The sequence below is a fragment of the Mycetohabitans endofungorum genome, from assembly GCF_002927045.1.
GTDB classification, from domain to species: domain Bacteria; phylum Pseudomonadota; class Gammaproteobacteria; order Burkholderiales; family Burkholderiaceae; genus Mycetohabitans; species Mycetohabitans endofungorum.
The window spans coordinates 14,701-35,230 of the sequence record NZ_PRDW01000007.1; the positions used below are offsets into that span (position 1 = coordinate 14,701).

General features: G+C 58.1%; 1 protein-coding gene. It reads left to right on the forward strand.

What is annotated here, in order from left to right:
• Positions 1-121: 121 nt before the first annotated feature.
• A complete protein-coding gene (locus B0O95_RS08335; RefSeq protein ID WP_104077487.1) occupies positions 122-20,494 on the forward strand; it encodes an amino acid adenylation domain-containing protein in 20,373 nt (6,790 codons plus the stop codon).
• The last annotated feature ends 36 nt before the right edge of the window (positions 20,495-20,530 follow it).

Below are 20,530 nucleotides of genomic sequence, written 5' to 3' on the forward strand. Positions count from 1 at the left end.
CCCTAGTTTGGCTGAAAGGGCGTGAGGCGACAGACTACGGCTTGACGAATGACAGCTAGCAGAGCAACCAGCGGCATCGCCCGGACATGATTGCTGTGCACAATGACCAGGATAGTAATTCGTGAACAGACAAGACAGTAAGGCCCTTTCCGGTTGGAACGATACCCACAACGCATACCCACTGGACAAGTGCTTGCAGCAGTTGATCGAAGAGCAGGTCGAACGCAGTCCGGACGCGGTGGCGGTTCGTTTCGAAGGCCAGGCTTTAAGCTATCGCGAGTTAAATCGGCAGGCCAATCGGCTGGCCCATTACCTGCGGGAGCTGGGAATCGGGCCAGACAGTCTGGTGGGCGTTCAGATGGAGCGTTCAGTAGAGCTGATCATTGCGCTGCTGGCGATTATGAAGGCCGGTGGCGCTTATTTGCCGCTGGACCCCGGCTATCCCGATGAGCGATTGGCTTTGATCATTGAGGACGCTGCGGTGACAGTGATACTGACGCAACAGCGTTTTCGTGGGCGGCTGGCGGGATATGACGGCGAAGTGCTTTGCTTAGACGATGCTAATCAACAAGCGCTGTCTGGCAGCGAGGCCAATCCTGTGTCAATCAATGGTCCCGATGATCTTGCCTATATCATCTACACGTCGGGTTCTACCGGCCGGCCTAAAGGCTGCATGCTGCCGCATAAGGCGATCTGTAATCGTCTGCTGTGGATGCAGCGCCATTATGATGTTGGATCAGCCGATAGGATCTTACAAAAAACACCCTTTACCTTTGACGTCTCAGTCTGGGAGCTGTTTTTGCCGCTGCTCAGCGGCGCTTGCTTGGTAGTAGCCAAGCCGGAAGGCCACAAGGATGCGCATTACCTGGTGGAGGTCATTCAAGCGGAGCAGATTACGATCTGCCATTTTGTGCCTTCGATGCTGCGCTTTTTCCTCAAGCATCCAGCGGTCTCCGAATGCGTATCGCTGCAGAAAGTATTTGTTAGCGGCGAGGCGCTGACTCACGATTTGCTGCTCCAGTTCCGTCAACTGCTGAGCGCCGAATTGCATAACTTATATGGTCCGACCGAAGCGGCGGTGGACGTGACCTATTGGCGTGGTGAGCCGCGAGAAGATCAGCTAGTGCCAATCGGTCGACCTATCGATAATATCCAAATATATATTCTGGATAACGAAGCAAATCCAGTGGCGATTGGTGAAACCGGCGAGCTGTGCATCGGTGGTGTCGGTCTGGCTCGAGGCTATCTCAATCGGCCTGAGCTGACGGCTGAAAAGTTTATCCGCGATCCGTTCTCTGGTGAGGCCGGCGCCAGACTATACCGCACAGGTGACAAAGCCCGTTTCCTCAGTAATGGTGAGATCGAGCTGCTTGGCCGTTTCGATTCGCAGGTTAAGTTGCGAGGCTTTCGCATTGAGCTGGGTGAGATCGAAAGCGCACTGAAAAGCCATCCAGCGATCGACGATGCGGCGGTGCTGGTCAAGGACCCGAGTTCAGCGGATCCCAAACTAGTGGCCTTTGTGGTGGCGCAGGGGCTGGACAAGAAAGCGGTACGAGACTTCGTTAAAACGCGCTTGCCGGAGTATATGGTGCCCAATCTGGTTAGCTTTATTAATCAGATTCCTGTGACCGCCCACGGCAAAGCGGACCGCAAGGCGTTGCTCACCGGTGACATGGAGACGACGGCCCAACCGCGCAGGCAAGCGATCAATCCGCAGGCGCTGACCGCCTGGTTGCAGCAGTATTTTATCGAAGCGCTCGGCGTCGACGAACTGGCGGTCGATGACGATCTTTTCGATCAAGGCGCAACCTCCTTTACGTTGGTGCAAGCAGTCCATAGCATCCAGCAGCAGCATCAGGTGACGCTGCCAGTCGATGTGTTTCTGGAGCATCCGACTATCGCTGCGGTGACCGCTTATATTCTTGATGCTAAAGGCATCACGGCTGACGAGGTGGAGCCAGAGCCGGAGCCGCTGAGCGCTGCACCGGCTTGCCAATCAACGGTCAGTGGTTCAATTTCGTTAGAAAAAGTCAGCTTTGATCCTCGGGCATACTGGCGACCGACTAGGGGTTCATCTGCGAATCTCGAACGGCTTGGACGCCTGCTGTCGCTGCTACGAGAGGTGCCGCTAGACGGCCACGGCAAGTACCTCTATTCGTCAGCGGGTGGCTTGAATGCTGTCCAGTGCTATCTGTATGTGGCCCAAGAGCGGATCGACGGCTTGGCTGGCGGCGTCTACTATTACCAACCGCAGCTCAACCGCCTGCTGCCAGTGAGCGTACCGGCCAAGCTAGATCCACAGGCCTTGCCGACGGGGCAACGCGCGCAGCTGACCGAGGCCGGCTTTGCCCTATTCCTGATCGCCGAAAATGACGCGATCGCGCCAATTTACAATAAAGCGTCACCCTTCTTGCTGGTGCTCGAGGCGGGTTATATCGAGCAGCTATTGTTGTCCCGCCAGCGCGACTTTGACATAGCGCTGACCCCGGTCTACGGCGTAGATTTTGCGGCGATTGCCGGGTTGTTTAAGTTACGGCCGAGCCACCGGTTCCTGCACTGCCTGATCGAGGGCGTTGCGCCGGGCACCCTGGCTGTGGATGGTCAAGCACTGAATGATCATTGGCGTCAGTCTGGTCCTCTGTTTGCTGATTTTCTCAGTGAGAAAAATAACGGTTTCGCGTTACCGACCCGGGAGGAATTGGCTCAACTGCACGAAGAACAGCGCCAGATCCGCCATGACTTGCCGGAGCAGGGTGACGGCGTCATCGAGCTGTGCGCTGAGCCGATCAGCGCTGACGCCCTGCGGCTGCGGGCTGCTAAGCGGCAATACTGCGATGGGCCGCTGAATTTAGGCCAGCTGAGCCGGCTGTTGAACCTGTTGCGCGCCGATCAGGACAACGGGCGGTTGTACTACACCGATGCCGGGTTAGCGCTGAAAATTTATGTGCACCTTGCTGAGCAAAGCGTACAGCAAGGCTGCCAGGGGCCGTGTCTGCCTGCCGGGATATACCGCTATCAGGGCGACAGCCATAGCTTAGTGCGGATCAGCGACGGCGATCTATCGGCAATCAGCAGTTGCTACACGCCGTTTAATCGTAAGCACGCTCATCAGGCACGGCTGCGCATTTTTATCATCGCCGGTCGCTCTACGACCTACGGTGATGAAAGCCGTTATTTCAATTTGCTTCAAGCGGGCAGAATCGGCCAGCTACTGCTAGAAAAGCAGGGTGAGTTCGGGATTGGCCTGTGCCCGATTGGATCGATGTATTTCAACAAGGTCCGTGACGCGTTCGATTTGGATGACGGCGATGAGTTGGTGCACAGCTTTGTGGGCGGTGCGGTGACGCAATCACTGCCCGCTGACTGGCCGCGGCTGGAAATTCACGGCACCGATGAATCCGCCCAAGTCGCTCACGCGTCGGCGCATGGGGTCAACGAATACTTGTCGACTAGAACGGTCAATGAGCACTTCAATGGCGACGCGATGGCGATCATCGGAATCAGCGGCCGCTATCCCGGCGCCGCGAACCCTGATGAGTTATGGCAAAACTTGAGTGCTGGCCGTGCAAGCATCACCACATTGGATCGCGAAGCGCTATGCTACGGCAGCGACGATGCGAGCGATTCGCCACAGTGGGCAGTGGGCGCACTGGCGGGCAAGCAGCTGTTTGATCCATTGCTGTTTAAGATTACGCCGGCTGAAGCGAAAACGCTCGATCCTCAAGAGCGTTTGTTCCTGCAAGCAGTTTGGCACTGTCTGGAAAGTAGCGGCTATACCGCTGCGAGCCTGCGGCGGCAGGCCGAGCGCATTGGCGTGTTTGTCGGCGCAATGTGGGGCGATTATCAGCATCATCGGCCGACTGAACAAGGCGAGCGGGCCACCTCGTTCCTGTCGGCGATCGCCAACCGTGTGTCTTTCTTCAACGATTTCAATGGCCCCAGCGTCGCTTTCGATACCTCGTGCTCGTCGGCGATGACTGCGTTGCATTTTGCTTGCAACAGTATTCGCCAAGGCGAGTGCCACGCAGCGATTGTCGGTGGCGTCAACTTGATCAGCCATCCATCGCACCTCGAGCTGCTGACTTCACTGAAGCTGTTGTCCGACGATAGTCAATCTTATCCGTTTGGCCGCCATGCCAATGGATGGGTGGCTGGCGAAGGTGTCGGTGCGCTGTTGATTAGGCCACTCGAAGACGCCATGCGGGATGGCGATACCATCCTCGGCGTTATCCGCGCGACGGCGATTAGCCATAGCGGTAAAACTTTCCGTTACGGTGCGCCCAATGCCGATAGCCACGCTCTGTCGATGCGTCGAGTACTACAACAGGCGGGATTGTCTGCTGAGGAGATCGGCTATGTTGAGGCCGCGGCCCCCGGCGCCAGCCTGGCGGATGGGGCTGAGTTTGCAGCGATCAGCAACGTGTTTGGTGCTCCCCGTAGCGATGCGCCGCTATTGGTAGGATCGATCAAAGCCAATATCGGCCACCTCGAATCAGCGTCGGCGCTGTCGCAGATCACTAAAGTGCTGATGCAGTTGAAACACCGGCAGATCGCGCCGACGCTCGGTTGCAATCCGCTCAGCCCGATGATTTGTGTGAATGACAACCATCTTGCCATCGCCGATCAGCTGAGCGATTGGCGGGGACCGCAGCGCGCGCTGATCAATGCTTTTGGCGCCAGCGGATCCGGTGGCCATCTGATTCTCGAGGCGCCGCCGCAACAGGCCGCTGTACGGCAAAGCGACGGGCCCTGGTTGTTCCCGTTTGCCGCCGCGAGTGGCGAGCAGCTTGATCAATTGGTTGCGGCGTTTGCTGACGATATGCAAGCTGGCCGGTTTGGCGACGTCAGCCTTGGGGATATCAGCTATACCCTATGTGTCGGCCGAGTCGCGCTCAACCATCGCCTGGCGGTCGTAGCCGATAGCCGAGACGAGTTGGTGGAGCGACTGAAAGGTCAACATTCGGAAATGCCGCTGCGCGGCAGCCTCAAAAAAGACCCGCAGTCCAGCCGTATTGAAAAGGATCTTCGGGGGCTGGACCGCCAGGCGTTGACAGCGATTGCCGGCCAATGGGTCGCCGGACAGAGCAGCTTAGCGCAGATTGCGCGGCATCACCATCGTCGGGTGGCGTTGACGGCTTATCCGTTTGCGGCCGTCGATTGCCATATCGCGGCGTCGGCAATCAGTGATGGCGCCGAGGTGCTGCGGAACGAAGCGCTGCAGCCTGGGCAAGATGAAGCGCTGCGACGGGCACTGGAAAGCCATATCAAGCGCCATTTCTCAAAAGTATCGGCGATTCCTGAGAGTAGCCTCGATTGTGAAGAGACCTTCGATCGTTACGGCTTGACGTCGCTGATGATTACCACGCTCAACCAACGCTTGGCTCAGGAGTTTGGCGAGCTGTCGGCGACTCTATTCTTCGAGTACCAAAGCATTGCTGCGCTGGCGGGCTATTTTGTCGCTGAGCATCCGCTGCGCAGCAGGCAATTACTCGGGATCCAGGCGACGCAGCCCATCCTAGCCGCCAGGGCGCAACAGCAGACACGCGTAACGGCATTGCGACGCTATGATCGTAGTGAACGAAATGAGTCGATCGCCATCATTGGCTTGGCCGGTCGGTTCCCGGGCGCGGCGGATATCGACAGTTTTTGGAACAACCTTAAAAACGGTGTCGATAGTATCAGCGAGATACCCGCCGAGCGTTGGGAGCACAGCAAGTATTACAGCCGTGACCGCAGTTTAAAGGGCAAGATCCACACCAAGTGGGGCGGCTTTATCGATGACATCGATCGTTTTGACCCGCTGTTTTTCAATATTTCGCCGCGGGATGCCGAGCGGATGGATCCCCAAGAGCGGATCTTTCTCGAAACCGCCTGGCGCACGCTCGAAGACGCCGGCTACGATCGAGCCGCGCTGCAGCGTCATTACCAGGGTGAAATGGGTGTATTCGTCGGTGTGATGCACGGCGAATACTTGCTTTATACCCGCTCGAGCGCCGCAGACTGCACCGATGATGCGGTTGATTCATCGTTTGGTTCGATCGCCAATCGCGTGTCTTATGTCTTCGACTGCAACGGTCCGAGTATGGCGGTCGATACCATCTGCTCATCGTCGTTGACTGCGCTGCACTTGGCGGTCGAGAGCTTAAGGCGCGGCGAGTGCCAATTGGCTCTGGCCGGTGGTGTCAACCTGTCATTGCATCCGAACAAATATTTCATTCAGTCCCAGCTGACGATGTCGTCTTCTGACGGACGCTGTCGCAGCTTTGGCGACGGAGGTGACGGTTTTGTGCCCGGCGAGGGGGTTGGAGCGGTGTTGCTCAAGCCGCTGTCCCGAGCCGAGGCCGACGGCGACAACATCTATGCGGTGATCCGGGCGACGTCAATTAATCATAACGGTAAGACCCATGGCTACACCGTGCCCAGTCCCCATGCTCAGGGCGCCATGATCGCCGATTCGCTCGATAAGGCCGGCATGGATCCACGAGAGCTGAGTTATGTCGAGGCCCACGGCACGGGCACAGCACTTGGAGATCCGATAGAAATCACCGGCCTGCAATCGGGCTTTACCCGGCGCAGCGCCACGCTGGGCAGCGCGATGGCGCCGGCACAACACTGCGCGGTTGGCTCAGTCAAATCGAATATTGGGCACTTGGAGTCAGCCGCGGGCATTGCCGGGATCGCGAAGGTGCTATTGCAGCTTAAGCATCGCCAGTTGGCGCCCTCGCTGCATTCAAAGCGCCTGAATCCCAACATCCCCTTTGCCGATTCGCCATTTTATGTCCCTCAACAGCTGGAGGAATGGCGGCGGCCAGTGTTGAATCTCGATGGTCGGGAGCGAGAGTATCCACGTGCGGCTTCGGTATCGTCTTTCGGATCGGGTGGTTCAAACGGGCACGTGATCATTGCTGAGTATATTGCCCCGACTCGGGACGATGACGTCGGCGGGCAGACAACGATGATTCCTTTGTCCGCAAGGACACCGACTCAATTACAACAGCAAGTCGAGCAACTGCAACAGTTCCTGCATCGGACCGGTGCCGAGCATACGCGGCCGCGGCTGGCAGATCTGGCCTTTACGCTGCAGCAGGGCAGGGAGCCGATGGATTATCGTCTGGCCTTTATCGCCGAGTCGATCGACCATTTACAGGACAGGCTAGCGCAAAGCGCGGAGCTACTGGCCAACCAGCCCGAACCGCTCGGCTTTTTTGATGGCATTCATATTGGCCGGGTCAAAGATCATAAGGCGGCAATAGCGGTGCTCGCCCATGATGAGGATATGGCGGCGACCTTAACCGCCTGGGCCAATAAAGGCAAATACGACAAGCTGCTGGAGCTATGGGTCAAAGGGCTGGCGCTTGACTGGGCGCTATTTGGGCAGCCGAAAGAGTCGGCTAGGCGGATCAGCCTCCCGAGCTACCCCTTTGCTCGCGAGCGGATCTGGGTCTCTGGCGAATCCCACTTCTCGTCGCTAGGACAGCAAAGCGGTGAGGGACGGTTGCATCCTTTGCTGCACGCTAACGTATCGGATCTGTCGCAGCAAAAATTTATCTCAAGATTCGACGGCAGAGAGTTCTTCCTGCGGGATCATCTGGTCCGTGACGATAAAGTTCTGCCGGGCGTCGCCTACCTTGAAATGGCGCGCGAGGCAATCCTTCGCTCGCTGGGTGAGCGGGTGCCAACTGGCGTGCTGAGCTTGCGCAATCTGGTGTGGTCGCAGCCGGTCATGCTCAGTAAGCAAAGCGACGACTCGGTTGAAGTAGAGATCCGTATCGACAGTCTTGACGAACATCGACTGACCTTCGACATTCTCGAGCGCAAGCAGCAGGTGGTGTGCTGCCAAGGCGAAGCGGCTTTTGTTCAGGATGCCGACGAACCAGCAGAATCGTTGACTTCGCTACAAGCGGCGATCGGCGGCCATATGCTTGACGCTGATGCGTTGTACCCGCTGTTCGACACCATGCAGATCTACTATGGCCCGTGGCACCGATCGGTGAAAGCGTTGCGGATCGATGGTGGCCAAGTGCTGGCGCGGATTGAGCTACCGCAAGCGCTGCCCTCAGATCATAAGCGACTTGTTTTACATCCTAGCCTGATGGATGGCGCTTTGCAGGCGACCGTCGGTTTACTAGTCGCGGATCAGCTCGACCAAGGATTGACGCCGCAACTGAAGCATACTTGGGTACCTTTTGCGCTGGCGCAATTACAGTTGAGCGGCGCTGCGTTGGGGGAGCAGATTTGGGCTTGGGTGCGTCCTTGCACCGAGCATCCTGAAGCGGGACAATCGACATTTAATATCGATATTTATAACCAACGAGGCCAACATTGCGCCGCGCTGCGTGAATTTGCGCTACGTGTTATGAAAAAGCCGTCACCGCTGGAAGTGATGCTTGAAGATCGGCCACGTAGCGATTGTTATCTAGTGGAAAAGTGGCAGCGTTTCTGTCCCCAAGACCTGATTCCGCCTAATGGCCGGCTGCTGCTGGTTGGCAATGATCCCCAGGGCCACAAACAGTTGACCACCCGTTATCCGCAAGCTGTTTCATGGTTGTTGGACGGTAGTGAGTCTATTGAGCAGCTCACTGAACGGCTGCGCGAAGCCGGGCCTATTGAACATCTGATATGGCTGGCGCCGACAACGTTGGCGCAGCAGGAGAATCTTGACGGCATGATCCGCGCCCAGCAGCGTGGCGTGCTGGGCTGCTTCCGTTTGATTAAGGCGCTGCTGGCGTTGGCACTGGATCAGCAGTCGCTGACCTGGACGGTGATAACTCGGGGGGTACTGACCTTATTCGACGAGGCTGACAGTAGCCGCCAAGCTGTGACTGGGCCGGTGGCACCGGCGCATGCCAGCGTGCACGGACTGATCGGCGTTATGGCCAAGGAATACAGCCACTGGCGGGTGCGGCTGGTGGATCTGCCGGCAGGCGACGGTTGGCCCACTGTGGACCCGTTATCATTGCCCACCCATCCTCGTGGCGACGCGCTGGCCTGCCGCAACGATGTCTGGTATCGCCAATATCTTGCGCCTTACCTACCGCTGTCGGAATTGGGCGCAACGGATGTAGCCGAGCAGCTAGGCGAGGTAGACAGTCTCTATCGCGATGGGGGCGTATACCTGGTGATCGGCGGCGCCGGTGGTATCGGCCGGTTGTGGAGTGAGTATCTGATTCGCACTCGACGGGCGCAAATCATCTGGCTGGGGCGTCGCGAGCAGAACAATGACATTGATCAGGCGATCGCCGAGCTTGCCAAGCTTGGACCCGCGCCGCGCTATATCAGCGCCGATGCCAGCAATCATGCCGCGCTACGACAGGCGGTGGCGCAGATCTGCACCGAGTATGGCAGGATCCATGGCGTGGTCCATGCAGCCATCCAGCTTCAGGATCAAAGTCTGGCGCGAATGGATGAGCAAAGATTTACCACCGGCTTGGCCGCTAAGGTGGATGTCTGCGTCCGTCTGGCCGAGATGTTTGCGCATCAGCCGCTGGACTTCATGTTGTTTTTTTCGTCGTTGCAAAGCTTTACCAAGTCAGCCGGGCAGAGCAACTACGCTGCCGGCTGTACCTTCAAAAACGCATTTGGCCATTACCTCGCGCAGCAGTGTTCCTACCCGGTCAAAGTGATCAACTGGGGTTACTGGGGGCATGTCGGCTCGGTGGCTAGCGAAGACTATCGCCGAAGGATGGCTGACGTCGGTCTCGGTTCGATCGAGGGCGAGCAGGCGATGGCTGCGCTGGATATTCTGTTGGCTGGGCCATTTTCCCAGCTAACGTTCTTGCGAACCTCGCAGCGGCTCAGCGATACGTTTAGCCGTCTGGCGCTGCCGACGCATCCGGCTGGGCCTTTTGGCGAGTATGGCCAGAGGCTGACGCAAGCCTACCCGTCGCTGATTGCCCGGATAAAAAAACATCTGGCTGTAGATAACCACGAGATTCGGGCGGTGATGCAGCAGATGCAGGCCCGCAAGGCGGCCATCGACGATTTGCAAGGCCGCTTGCTGTACGCCCAGCTGCAGCAACTGGGCTGGTTTAGTGGCGAGCGCGAGATCATTGAGCAGATGAAGCAACGCAGCGGTCTGCTGCCGATGTATGACCGCTGGATCGACAAGAGCCTTGACGAGCTGGCGCAGCGCGGGTACCTGTCCATGGAGGGCGGGCATTGTCCGGCAGCCTATCGCGTGGTCCATCCTCAACCGCTGGCAGTTGAATCCCTATGGAATGAATGGGACGCGCAAAAGCGGGATTGGCTAGAACACGCCAGTCTTAGCGCCGAGGTGAATCTTGCTGAGGCCACTCTGCGGGTGCTGCCAGCGATTCTCAGTGGTCGGATCATGGCCACGGACATCATGTTCCCTGACTCATCGATGGCCATGGTTGAGGGGATCTACAAGCATAATCCGGTGTCCGATTTTTTCAATGAAGTGATGCTCAACGCGATGGTTGAGTTTGTCAGGGGACGGCTGGAACAGGCGCCGCAGACGTCGATCCGTATTCTGGAGATTGGCGCCGGTACCGGCGGCACCAGTGCACGGGCGTTTGAAAAACTTCGGCCTTATCAGCGGCAAATCGCGGAATACTGCTACACCGATGTATCGCAGGCATTCCTCATGCATGCGCGGCAAACGTACGGGCCAAACAATCCGTACCTCAGCTATCAGCTCTTTGATGTCGACAAGCCTTTGGCTGAGCAAGGGATCAAGATTGGCCATTACGATCTGGTCATTGCCACCAATGTCCTGCATGCGACGCAGGATCTACGGCGGACGATGAAAAACGCCAAGGCAGCGTTGAAGCACAACGGCCTGGTGATGATCAATGAGATTTGTCGCAACGGCCTGTTTACCCACTTAACCTTCGGCTTGCTCAAGGGATGGTGGTTATTTGACGATCAGGCGTTGCGGTTGCCCGGTGGACCCGCGCTCGCACCCAAACAGTGGAAACAGGTGCTGGAGAGCGAAGGCTACAGGCAGGTCTATTATCCGGCGCTGGCTGATCACGATCTTGGTCAGCAAATCGTGATCGCCGAGAGCAACGGAGTCATTTGGCAGGATCGGCACAGCGACGTGGAACCGGCCAAGGTTGCGTCCAAGGGCTTAACGGTGCGGGCAGCCCCCGCTTCGCGGCCACCGCAGCGAATCGTCAACACGGTGTCGGTGGGTGAGGTGACTTCCCAGGCGCTAAAAGATCAGACGGTGCACTATCTCAAGCAGGTGATCGGCGGACTGTTCAAAATCCGGCCGGAGCAGATCGATGCTGGGGAGCCGCTCCAGACGTATGGCATCGATTCGATCCTGGTGGTGCAGTTGACCAATCTGCTGCGCGACAAGCTGTCGGGAATCAGCAGCACGCTGTTCTTCGAATACCAGACGATCGACGCGCTTGCGGATCATTTTGTTGCGTCACAAAAAGATCAGCTTAGGGCCCTGCTGGGGCTGGACAAGGCGTCGGTGGTCGAACAACCGGTGTCGGTTGATACAGCCTCGACGCATGCGGTCAATACGTTAGTCAAGCTAGCAGCTGGGCACCGCTTTACCGCTAAGACGTCCGACAGCGCACCAAAGGGCCAGCGTGGCACTGAAGTCGCGGTCATCGGTATAGCGGGACGCTACGCGCATTCCGATAACGTCCAAGCGCTGTGGCAGTGCTTAAAAAATGGCGAGAACTGTATTGATGAAGTGCCGGCGGATCGCTGGGATTGGCGTCAATACTTTGATCAAACGCCGGGCAAAAAAGGCTGCATTTACACCCGCTGGGGCGGTTTCATTCGGGAAATCGACAAATTTGATCCGTTGTTTTTCCATATCTCGCCCCATGAGGCGCAGAAGATGGATCCCCAAGAACGGCTCTTCTTAGAAGAGGCCTATCACTGCATCAGCGATGCCGGCTATACCCCGGGTCGTTTGGCTGAGCGGCATCGGGTAGGTGTGTTTGTCGGCGTGATGAACGGAACCTACACCCATCAGTCCAGCTATTGGTCGGTCGCCAACCGGGTGTCTTATCAGTTCAATTTCCAAGGACCGAGTATGGCGGTGGATACCGCCTGTTCATCGTCGATCACCGCGATCCATCTGGCGCTGGAAAGCTTGCATAGCGGCGTGAGCGACTGCGTGCTGGTCGGTGGGGTCAACCTGGTGATCGATCCCGTGCACTACATGCGTCTGACCGAGATGAAAATGCTATCGTCAGGCAAGCAGTGCAAGGCGTTTGGCACGGATGCTGACGGTTTTGTCGCCGGCGAGGGCGTGGGTGCGCTGCTGCTTAAGCCGTTGGCTCAAGCTGAGGCGGACGGCGATCGGATTTACGGCGTGATCAAAGGTAGCATGATCAATGCCGGCGGCAAGACCAACGGCTATACCGTGCCTAACCCATTGGCCCAGAGCCGACTGGTGGCCGACTCGCTGGCCAGGGCCGGCGTTGATGCTAGGGCGGTAAGCTATGTTGAAGCCCACGGCACCGGCACGTCGCTGGGGGATCCGATTGAGATTGCGGGTCTGACCAGAGCATTCAATAGCGGCGCCGAGACGGCGGCTAAGCAGTACTGTGCTATCGGCTCAATTAAGTCCAATATCGGCCATTGTGAAAGTGCTGCCGGCATCGCAGGCATCACCAAAGTGCTGCTGCAGCTAAAGCACCGCCAATTGGCTCCGTCGCTGCACGCCGGTGAACTCAACCCGGAGATTGATTTCGCCAACAGTCCGTTCGTGGTGCAGCAGTCACTGGCCGACTGGCATCGACCTGAGGTCATAATCAATGGCAGCCGTCAGGAATTCAAGCGAATTGCTACGGTGTCATCCTTCGGCGCGGGTGGCGCCAACGCGCACGTAGTGATCGAAGAATACGAAGATCATCGACCGCGGCCGGTGATTGTCGTCAACGAGCAGCAGCCGGCGATCATTCCGTTATCGGCTAAGACACAGGGTCAGCTATTGCAGCAGGTTAGCCTGTTGCTGCACGCGCTGGAGCAGGACGAGCTGGGCGACGCCGATTTGCCGGCACTGGCCTATACGCTGCAGGTCGGTCGGGAAGCGATGGAGTATCGGCTAGGATTGCTGGCTCGCTCACTTGCCCATTTGAAGACCCAACTGCAAGATTGTATTGATAATCCGTCTACAGTCGCTTGCTATAGCGGCCGGATCAAAGATCACGACAAGGCGCTGTCACTGCTGGCTGGTGCAGACATACAAAGCGCCATGGCTAACTGGATCGAGCGCGGCCAACATGAAAAATTGCTCCAGGCCTGGGTCAACGGCTTAACGCTGGATTGGCGCTTGATGTACCGACAGGGCACGCCGACGCCCATCAGCTTGCCGGGTTATCCGTTTGCCCGTGAACGCTACTGGCACAAGGATGAACAGGCACAAGCGCTAACGACGAGCGAGAAGCGACTTCACCCACTCTTGCACCGCAATGTCTCTGACTTACGCGGTTTGCGTTACCTCAGTCAGTTCAGTGGCCAAGAAAGCTTCCTGTCCGGACATCGAATTAACGGTCGCGGCATTTTGCCGGGTGCGGCGATGATCGGAATGATCGATGCGGCGCTAACGCACGCATTGGGCGGTGAACGGCCTGCAGGCACGGCGCGGATTATCCGTGATCTGTCCTGGTATCAGCCCTTCAGCGTGGACGCTGCCAACCGTGGCGAGCTATTCGTTGAACTGGCGGCGCAGCCGGATGGCGATTGTCCAATTGGGATTTGCTCGTATGATTCTGCCGGGCAGCTGCAACTGCATTGCCGGGCGGTGGCTGGGACCGCCGTGGCGCAACCGGCGAACCTTGACTTCATTGTCGCCGACGCTCGCCCGATGGATGTCGATGCCTGCTACCAGCGTTTCACCGCCATGGGCATCGAATATGGCATAAGCCATCGCAGAATCCAGTCGCTGCTGCGCCAGGGGGACCAGGCACTGGCGTGGGTTGCGCTGGAAGACGCTGCTGCGAGCGACGGTTACGCGATTCATCCTGGGCTACTGGATGCCGCGATGCAAGCGGTCATGGCATTGTTGTTTGATGAGCTGGGAGAGCGGCCACCGTTGTTGTTGCCCGAGGGACTGGCCGAATGTGTGCTATTTGACGACTGCCCGGCAACACTGCAAGTACAGATTCGCAGCACTGGACGCACACCAGGTGGCTATCGCTTTGATCTGGCTCTGTTTGACAAAAACGGCCGGTGCTGTGCGACCCTGCGTCAGTTGTCGTTCAAAACGTTGTCTGCTGACAATGACGTTGCCAGTGAAGCACTGCTTTGCCACCGGCAATGGCGTGACGTTGAGCTTGCTTCGGCCACGGATGCGCCGGTGGTGTCCCATCTGGTGCTGACGCTGGGCCACCATCCAGCCTTTGCCAACCTGCCGGAGCAGTTGCAAGCGCATCAACACATTTCCACCCTGGCGATGCACAGTGACGATTATCGACAGGCGGCGCTGGCTCTGGCCGGACAACTCAAACCACTGCTTCGCACTGAGCACCGCTGCCTGGTTCAGCTGGTCATCCCGGCAAACGATCCGCAAGGTTATCGCGGCCTTGGCGGCCTGTTGTACAGCGCCAGCCGAGAGCAGCCGGCGCTGACTGGCCAGTTGATAGAAGTGTCGCCAGGGCTCGATGCGTCGCAATTGGCGTGGCAACTGGCGGCCGAAGGGGCTGCACCTGGTGAGCGCCAACTGCGTTATCTGTCTGAGGCCGGCAAGTTACGGCGCCAAGCGCTAACTTGGCTCCACCAACCATTGCATCATAGCCCTGCGCCCTGGCGGTCGGACGGCGTCTATCTGATTACCGGAGGCCTGGGCGGCGTTGGCATGATCTTCGCGCGGGCAATCCTGGACGCTGCACCGGGTGCGAGCGTGGTGCTATGCGGCCGTACCGAGGCTAATGCGCCGTCGGTTGCCGACAAGCTGGCGCAACTGGGCGCACGATGTCACTATCGCGCTGTGGATCTTGCACAGGCAGGTCAGGTTGAGCGCTTGATCGCTGGGATCATGATGGAGCGGGGCGGATTACATGGCATTATCCATTGCGCCGGGTTCACTCGTGACACGCTGTTGTCACATAAAACGCAGCAGGATTTTGAAGACGTGTTCGCCGCGAAGGTAGCTGGCGTGCGCCACCTCGACCAGTGCAGCGCTGCGGTGGCATTGGACTTCTTTGTGCTTTGTTCATCCATCGCCAGCGTACTGGGCAACGCCGGGCAGAGTGATTACGCTGCGGCTAACGGCTATCTTGATGCTTTTGCCGGTTTGCGCAATCAACGGGTCGCGGCGGGACAGCGCCACGGCCGCACCGTGGCAATCAACTGGCCGCTGTGGCTCGAAGGCGGCATGCGAATGAACGATGCCGCCCGGCGCGCGCTGGCGCAACGCACTGGCATCAAGGCGATGACCGGTACAACGGGCATTCGGGCGCTATACCAGGCGCTGCAAAGCGATGAAGATCAGTTGATGGTACTGGCAGGCGACAGAGATAGGCTAGTCGCGCTGCTGAGCCGTGAACCGGCGCCTGCTAGTCCAGCCATCACAGCGGTTGATGGTGACGATGTATTAACTGGATTGCGTCGGTTACTAGCCGACACGATCAAGATCGCTGAGTCGCGGCTTGACAACGACGAGCCATTTGAAAAATACGGCATTGACTCGCTGATGGTCATGGATATGACGGCGGCGCTGGAAAAGCGCTTTGGGCCGCTGCCAAAGACGTTGTTTTTTGAATATCCCAGCTTGCAAAGCTTGGCGGATCATCTAGTCGCGCGATTGCCGCAAAGACCCGCTGTCAGCCAAGTTCCGCCTGCTGCCAGCGACTCGTTAATCGCGCAACTGCGAGCAATGCTGGCGAGCACCCTGAGGATCGCGCTGGAACAGATCGATGATGCGCAGTGCTTCGAGCAATATGGCCTTGACTCGCTGATGATCATGGAGATGACCAGCGTGCTCGAAAAACGTTTTGGCGCTTTACCGCGTACGCTATTATTTGAATACTCCAGCTTGCAGCAACTGGCGCACTATTTGGCCAACCGGCCACTCGAGCCGCAAGGTACGATGGCGGTGGTTCCGACTGGCGAACAAAAGCCGCTGACGACGTCAGAATCCGGGGGCAAGGGCAGTGCGTGCCGCAGGCTGTTCGACAGCGTGGCGAATACGACAAGCCTCCGTGTCCAGCAAAGTCTGCAAGGTAGCCAGCCAGGTCCTCAGCACAGGGGCGATATCGCTATCATCGGCGTGGCAGGGCGCTATCCCGAGGCTGAAAATCTGGAGGTTTTCTGGCAGAACCTAAGCGAAGGCAAAAACAGCATCAGCGAAATTCCGGCCGAGCGCTGGAACTGGCGTGAGTACTACAGCGAAAATCGCAGTGAAAGCGGGGTGCACAACAGTAAGTGGGGCGGGTTTATCGATGGCGTCGATCAATTTGATCCCCTGTTTTTCAATATTTCGCCGCTGGAAGCTGAACTAATCGATCCGCAGGAACGTCTATTTCTGCAGACCGCCTGGTCGGCGATGGAAGACGCAGGTTACAGTCGCCGCATCGGTGGCGAGCAGACCGAGGATAGCGCGCAAGTTGGTGTCTACGTCGGCGTCATGTATGGCGAATACCAGCTATTCGGTGCTGAAGCCAGCTTGCGAGGCCAGCGCATGGGCTTTGCTGGATGCACCGCCAGCATTGCCAACCGGACATCCTTCTGCCTCAATCTGCAGGGCCCGAGCATGACGGTCGACTCGATGTGCTCCAGCTCGCTGACTGCCATTCATCTAGCCTGTCAGGATTTGCGCAATGGCCGCACCTCGATGGCGATTGCCGGAGGCGTCAACCTGACGATTCATCCCAACAAATACTTGATGTTGAGCAGTGGTCAATTCATCTCGAACCAGGGCCATTGCGCTAGCTTCGGTGAAGGCGGTGATGGCTATGTGCCAGGCGAGGGCGTGGGTGCAGTCATCCTAAAGCGACTGGCCGATGCGCAGCGCGACGGCGATCACATTTATGGGGTGATCAAAGGCAGTTACCTTAACCACGGCGGCAAAAGCACCGGTTACAGCGTGCCCAATCCACGGGCGCAGCAGGCAGCAATCAGCGGCGCGCTACAGGACGCCGGCGTCGATCCGGCAATCGTCAGCTATATCGAGGCGCATGGTACGGGCACCAAGCTGGGCGATCCGATTGAGATCGCTGGTTTGGCTAACGCGTTGGGAACACGCAAGCCTGAGCAGACTTGCTGGTTAGGTTCGGTCAAATCGAATATCGGTCACTGTGAAGCGGCGGCTGGCATTGCTGGGTTGACCAAGGTGCTGCTGCAATTGAAATATCGGCAAATTGTGCCGTCGCTGCACTCTCAAAAACTCAATCCCTTTATTGACTTTACGGCAACGCCCTTCGAGGTCAACCAGCAACTGCGAGCGTGGCCGCAGCCGTTGCTGAATGGTCAGGCCGTACCGCGGATCGCCGGCATTTCCTCGTTTGGTGCCGGCGGTTCCAACGGCCATTTAATCGTCGCGGAGTACAGTCAAGCCAAGCCTGTGCTTGGCGATAGTGGCAAGCCCGAAATGATTCTGCTGTCGGCCCGAGAGCCCGAGCAGCTGCGGCAGATCGCCAGCCGCTTGCTGGCCAGACTCGAGCACTCGCAAGCCACGGATAGCTTGGCGGCCATTGCTTACACGCTGCAAGTGGGCCGGGAAGCGATGGAGCATCGCGCAGCGTTCATCACCAGCACAATGACAAGCTTGCTCGACGCATTACGGCGCCTGTCAGATGGCGACAGTCGTGGCTGGATTTGCGGCGACGCGAGCACGACCAGCGAGCGGGTTGAACAGTTTAAAGGCCGCTTTCAGGCGCAGTGGCGCGAGCAGCTGGTCAAGCTCTTTACGGACGGTGAACAGCAGTCGTTGCTGCAGTTGTGGAGCGAGGGCCTGCCCGTCGACTGGACAGCACTATGGGCTGCCAGCGGTGAACAACGTCAGCGAATCAGCTTGCCGAGTTATCCGTTCGCCACCCGCCGTTACTGGGCGCCTACGGGAGCCAGACCACTAACGTCATCAACGCCTATGCCGTTGCACCCGTTAGTGCATCAAAACAGCTCACGATTTGATCAACAGCAATTTGTGACTGAATTCAGCGGTAACGAACCTTGGCTGAAAGATCATAGGGTAAGTGGGCGCAAAACCCTACCTGGCGTGGCGTATTTGGAAATGATTCGGGTAGCAGTGGCGCATTCGTTGGCCCACGGTAAAGCAAACGCGATGGTGATTGAGCAGCTGCACTGGTTAGCGCCGTTGACGGTTGAGTCCAATTCGCGCCGGATGCAGATCAGCTTGGCGCGCGTGGACGAACGGATCAGTGTCAAATTGTTCACCAACGAAGGCAGCTCCTCCGTGTTGCATGGCCAGGCCACAGCGATAACCGGCTTGTCGCTTCATGAAGATCCATTAGATCTGGCGTACTGGCAGGGCCTGAACTGGCGACTGCGGCTTGACAGCGACGAAGTTTACCGTCTCTTTAGTGAGATGGGCATCGATTACGGCGACAGCCATCGCGGGATCCGCCAGTTGATGGTGGCGCAGCGGGGCGGCCGGCGTGATGTGCTGGCGGAGTTGGAACTGGACGGGGCATTGCCCGGCACAGCCGATGACTGGTGGCTGAATCTGGGGATCACTGACAGCGCACTGCAGGCGGCGATTGGCATGTTGTTGCCGCTCGACGGCAGTGTGGCGGAATGGGCGTCGCCTTTAATGCCCTTTGCGCTGGACCGGCTGGAAATCCTCGCGCCTTGTCGTCAGCGGATGTGGGCGCTGCTGCACAGAAACGACGCAGATAACGCGGCTGGCAAAATGGATATTGATCTTTGCGACGATCAAGGACAAATCTGCGTACGATTCTTGGGCTTAAGCTCAAGGCGCCTGCCTGCAGGTTCAAGACCGCCAAGCGCGGCGCTCGGACGGGTTGATTCACTCGTGCCCCAGCAGCCGCGCGAAGAGCGGCATCTGCTGGCGCCGATCTGGTCGGTGGTCAACGGTGCGGTCGCTGAGCGGCGTCAACAGGAGGGCACGGCGCTGATCTTCGGCGCGACCCCGGCGCGGCGCCAGGCGTTGGCCGAGCTTTATCCCGGTGCTGCGTTGGCGCTGAACACGGACGACTCGGAGGCCAGCTACCAGGCCGCACTGAACACCCAATCGAAACTTATCGACGTGATTTGGTTAGCGCCACCAAGCGACGACCACTGTGCCAGCGCGTCGGAACTGGTTGCCGCACAACAGCACGGCGTACTAGCACTGTTCAGACTGATCAAGGTGCTGCTGAGCCTGGGTTACGGTCGCCAGCCTCTACGCTTGACGTTGGTCACCGAGCAGGCGATCAACACGCTGCCTGGCGAGTCCTGCCGGCCTGCTCATGCTGCAGTGCACGGATTGGCCGGTTCCTTAGCTAAGGAATATTCGCACTGGCGAGTGCAACTCGCAGATCTGCCGAACGAACATTTAGCCTCGCTGGCCAATGCGCCATTCGATCACGTTGCTTCAGGTGAATTGCTGGCGCTGCGCCACGATCAGTGGTGGCTCCGAAAGCTGGCCCGGGTGACGGTCGATGCGCCGCCCGCAGCGCAGCAGCCCGCCTATCGCAACGGCGGCGTCTACCTGGTGATCGGCGGTGCGGGGGGGATCGGCGCAGTTTGGAGCCGTCATGTCATCAGCCGCCATCGCGCTAGGGTGATCTGGATCGGTCGTCGATCGCCGGATCAGCAGCTTAAAGCCAAGCTCGATGAACTGACTGCCGTTAGTCTGCGCCATAATGCTCCGGCGCCTGTTTATTTCCAGGCCGATGCCGCAAACGAGCAACAACTGGCCGAGGTACGGCGACAAATTATCGAGCGCTTTGGTGAGATCAACGGTGTGGTGCACTCGGCAATCGTGCTTAAGGACCAAAGCCTGGCCAATATGGATGAACAGACCTTTACCCGTGTGCTGAACGCTAAGGTCGAGACCAGTGTTGCACTGGCTCGGGCGTTCGAGCCAAGCGCCGCTTCACTGGATTTTGTCCTGTTTTTCTCGTCAATGATGTCCTTTAGCACAGCTGCTGGTCAAAGCAACTATGCTGCCGGCTGCACGTTTGCCGATGCTTTTGCCGATCGACTCAGAGCCGATTGGCCTTGCCCGGTCAAAGTCATGAATTGGGGCTATTGGGGGAGTGTCGGCTCAGTGAGTGACGTCCGTTACCGTGACCGGATGCGCGCGCTAGGATTGGGCTCTATCGAGCCGGAGGAAGGCATGCTGGTATTGGAGCAATTGCTGGGCGGCATGATGAATCAATTGGCGTTGCTGAAAACCCTTCAAAGTGAAGAGATCGACGGCCTCGACAGCTTGACTGGACTGCTCAGCGATGAGCAAATCAAGCTTTATCCCGATAATCACGGCAGTATGACGGTGATGCAGAATCGGCTGACGGACAGGCTGGCAGCGTTGGCGCCGCCGTTTGGTGCAAGCCAACCCGCCTCCGGTGTTCCCGGCGCGCTCGAGTGTGTATGACGCATACCTTGATATCGCAACCATGAAGAGACGGCA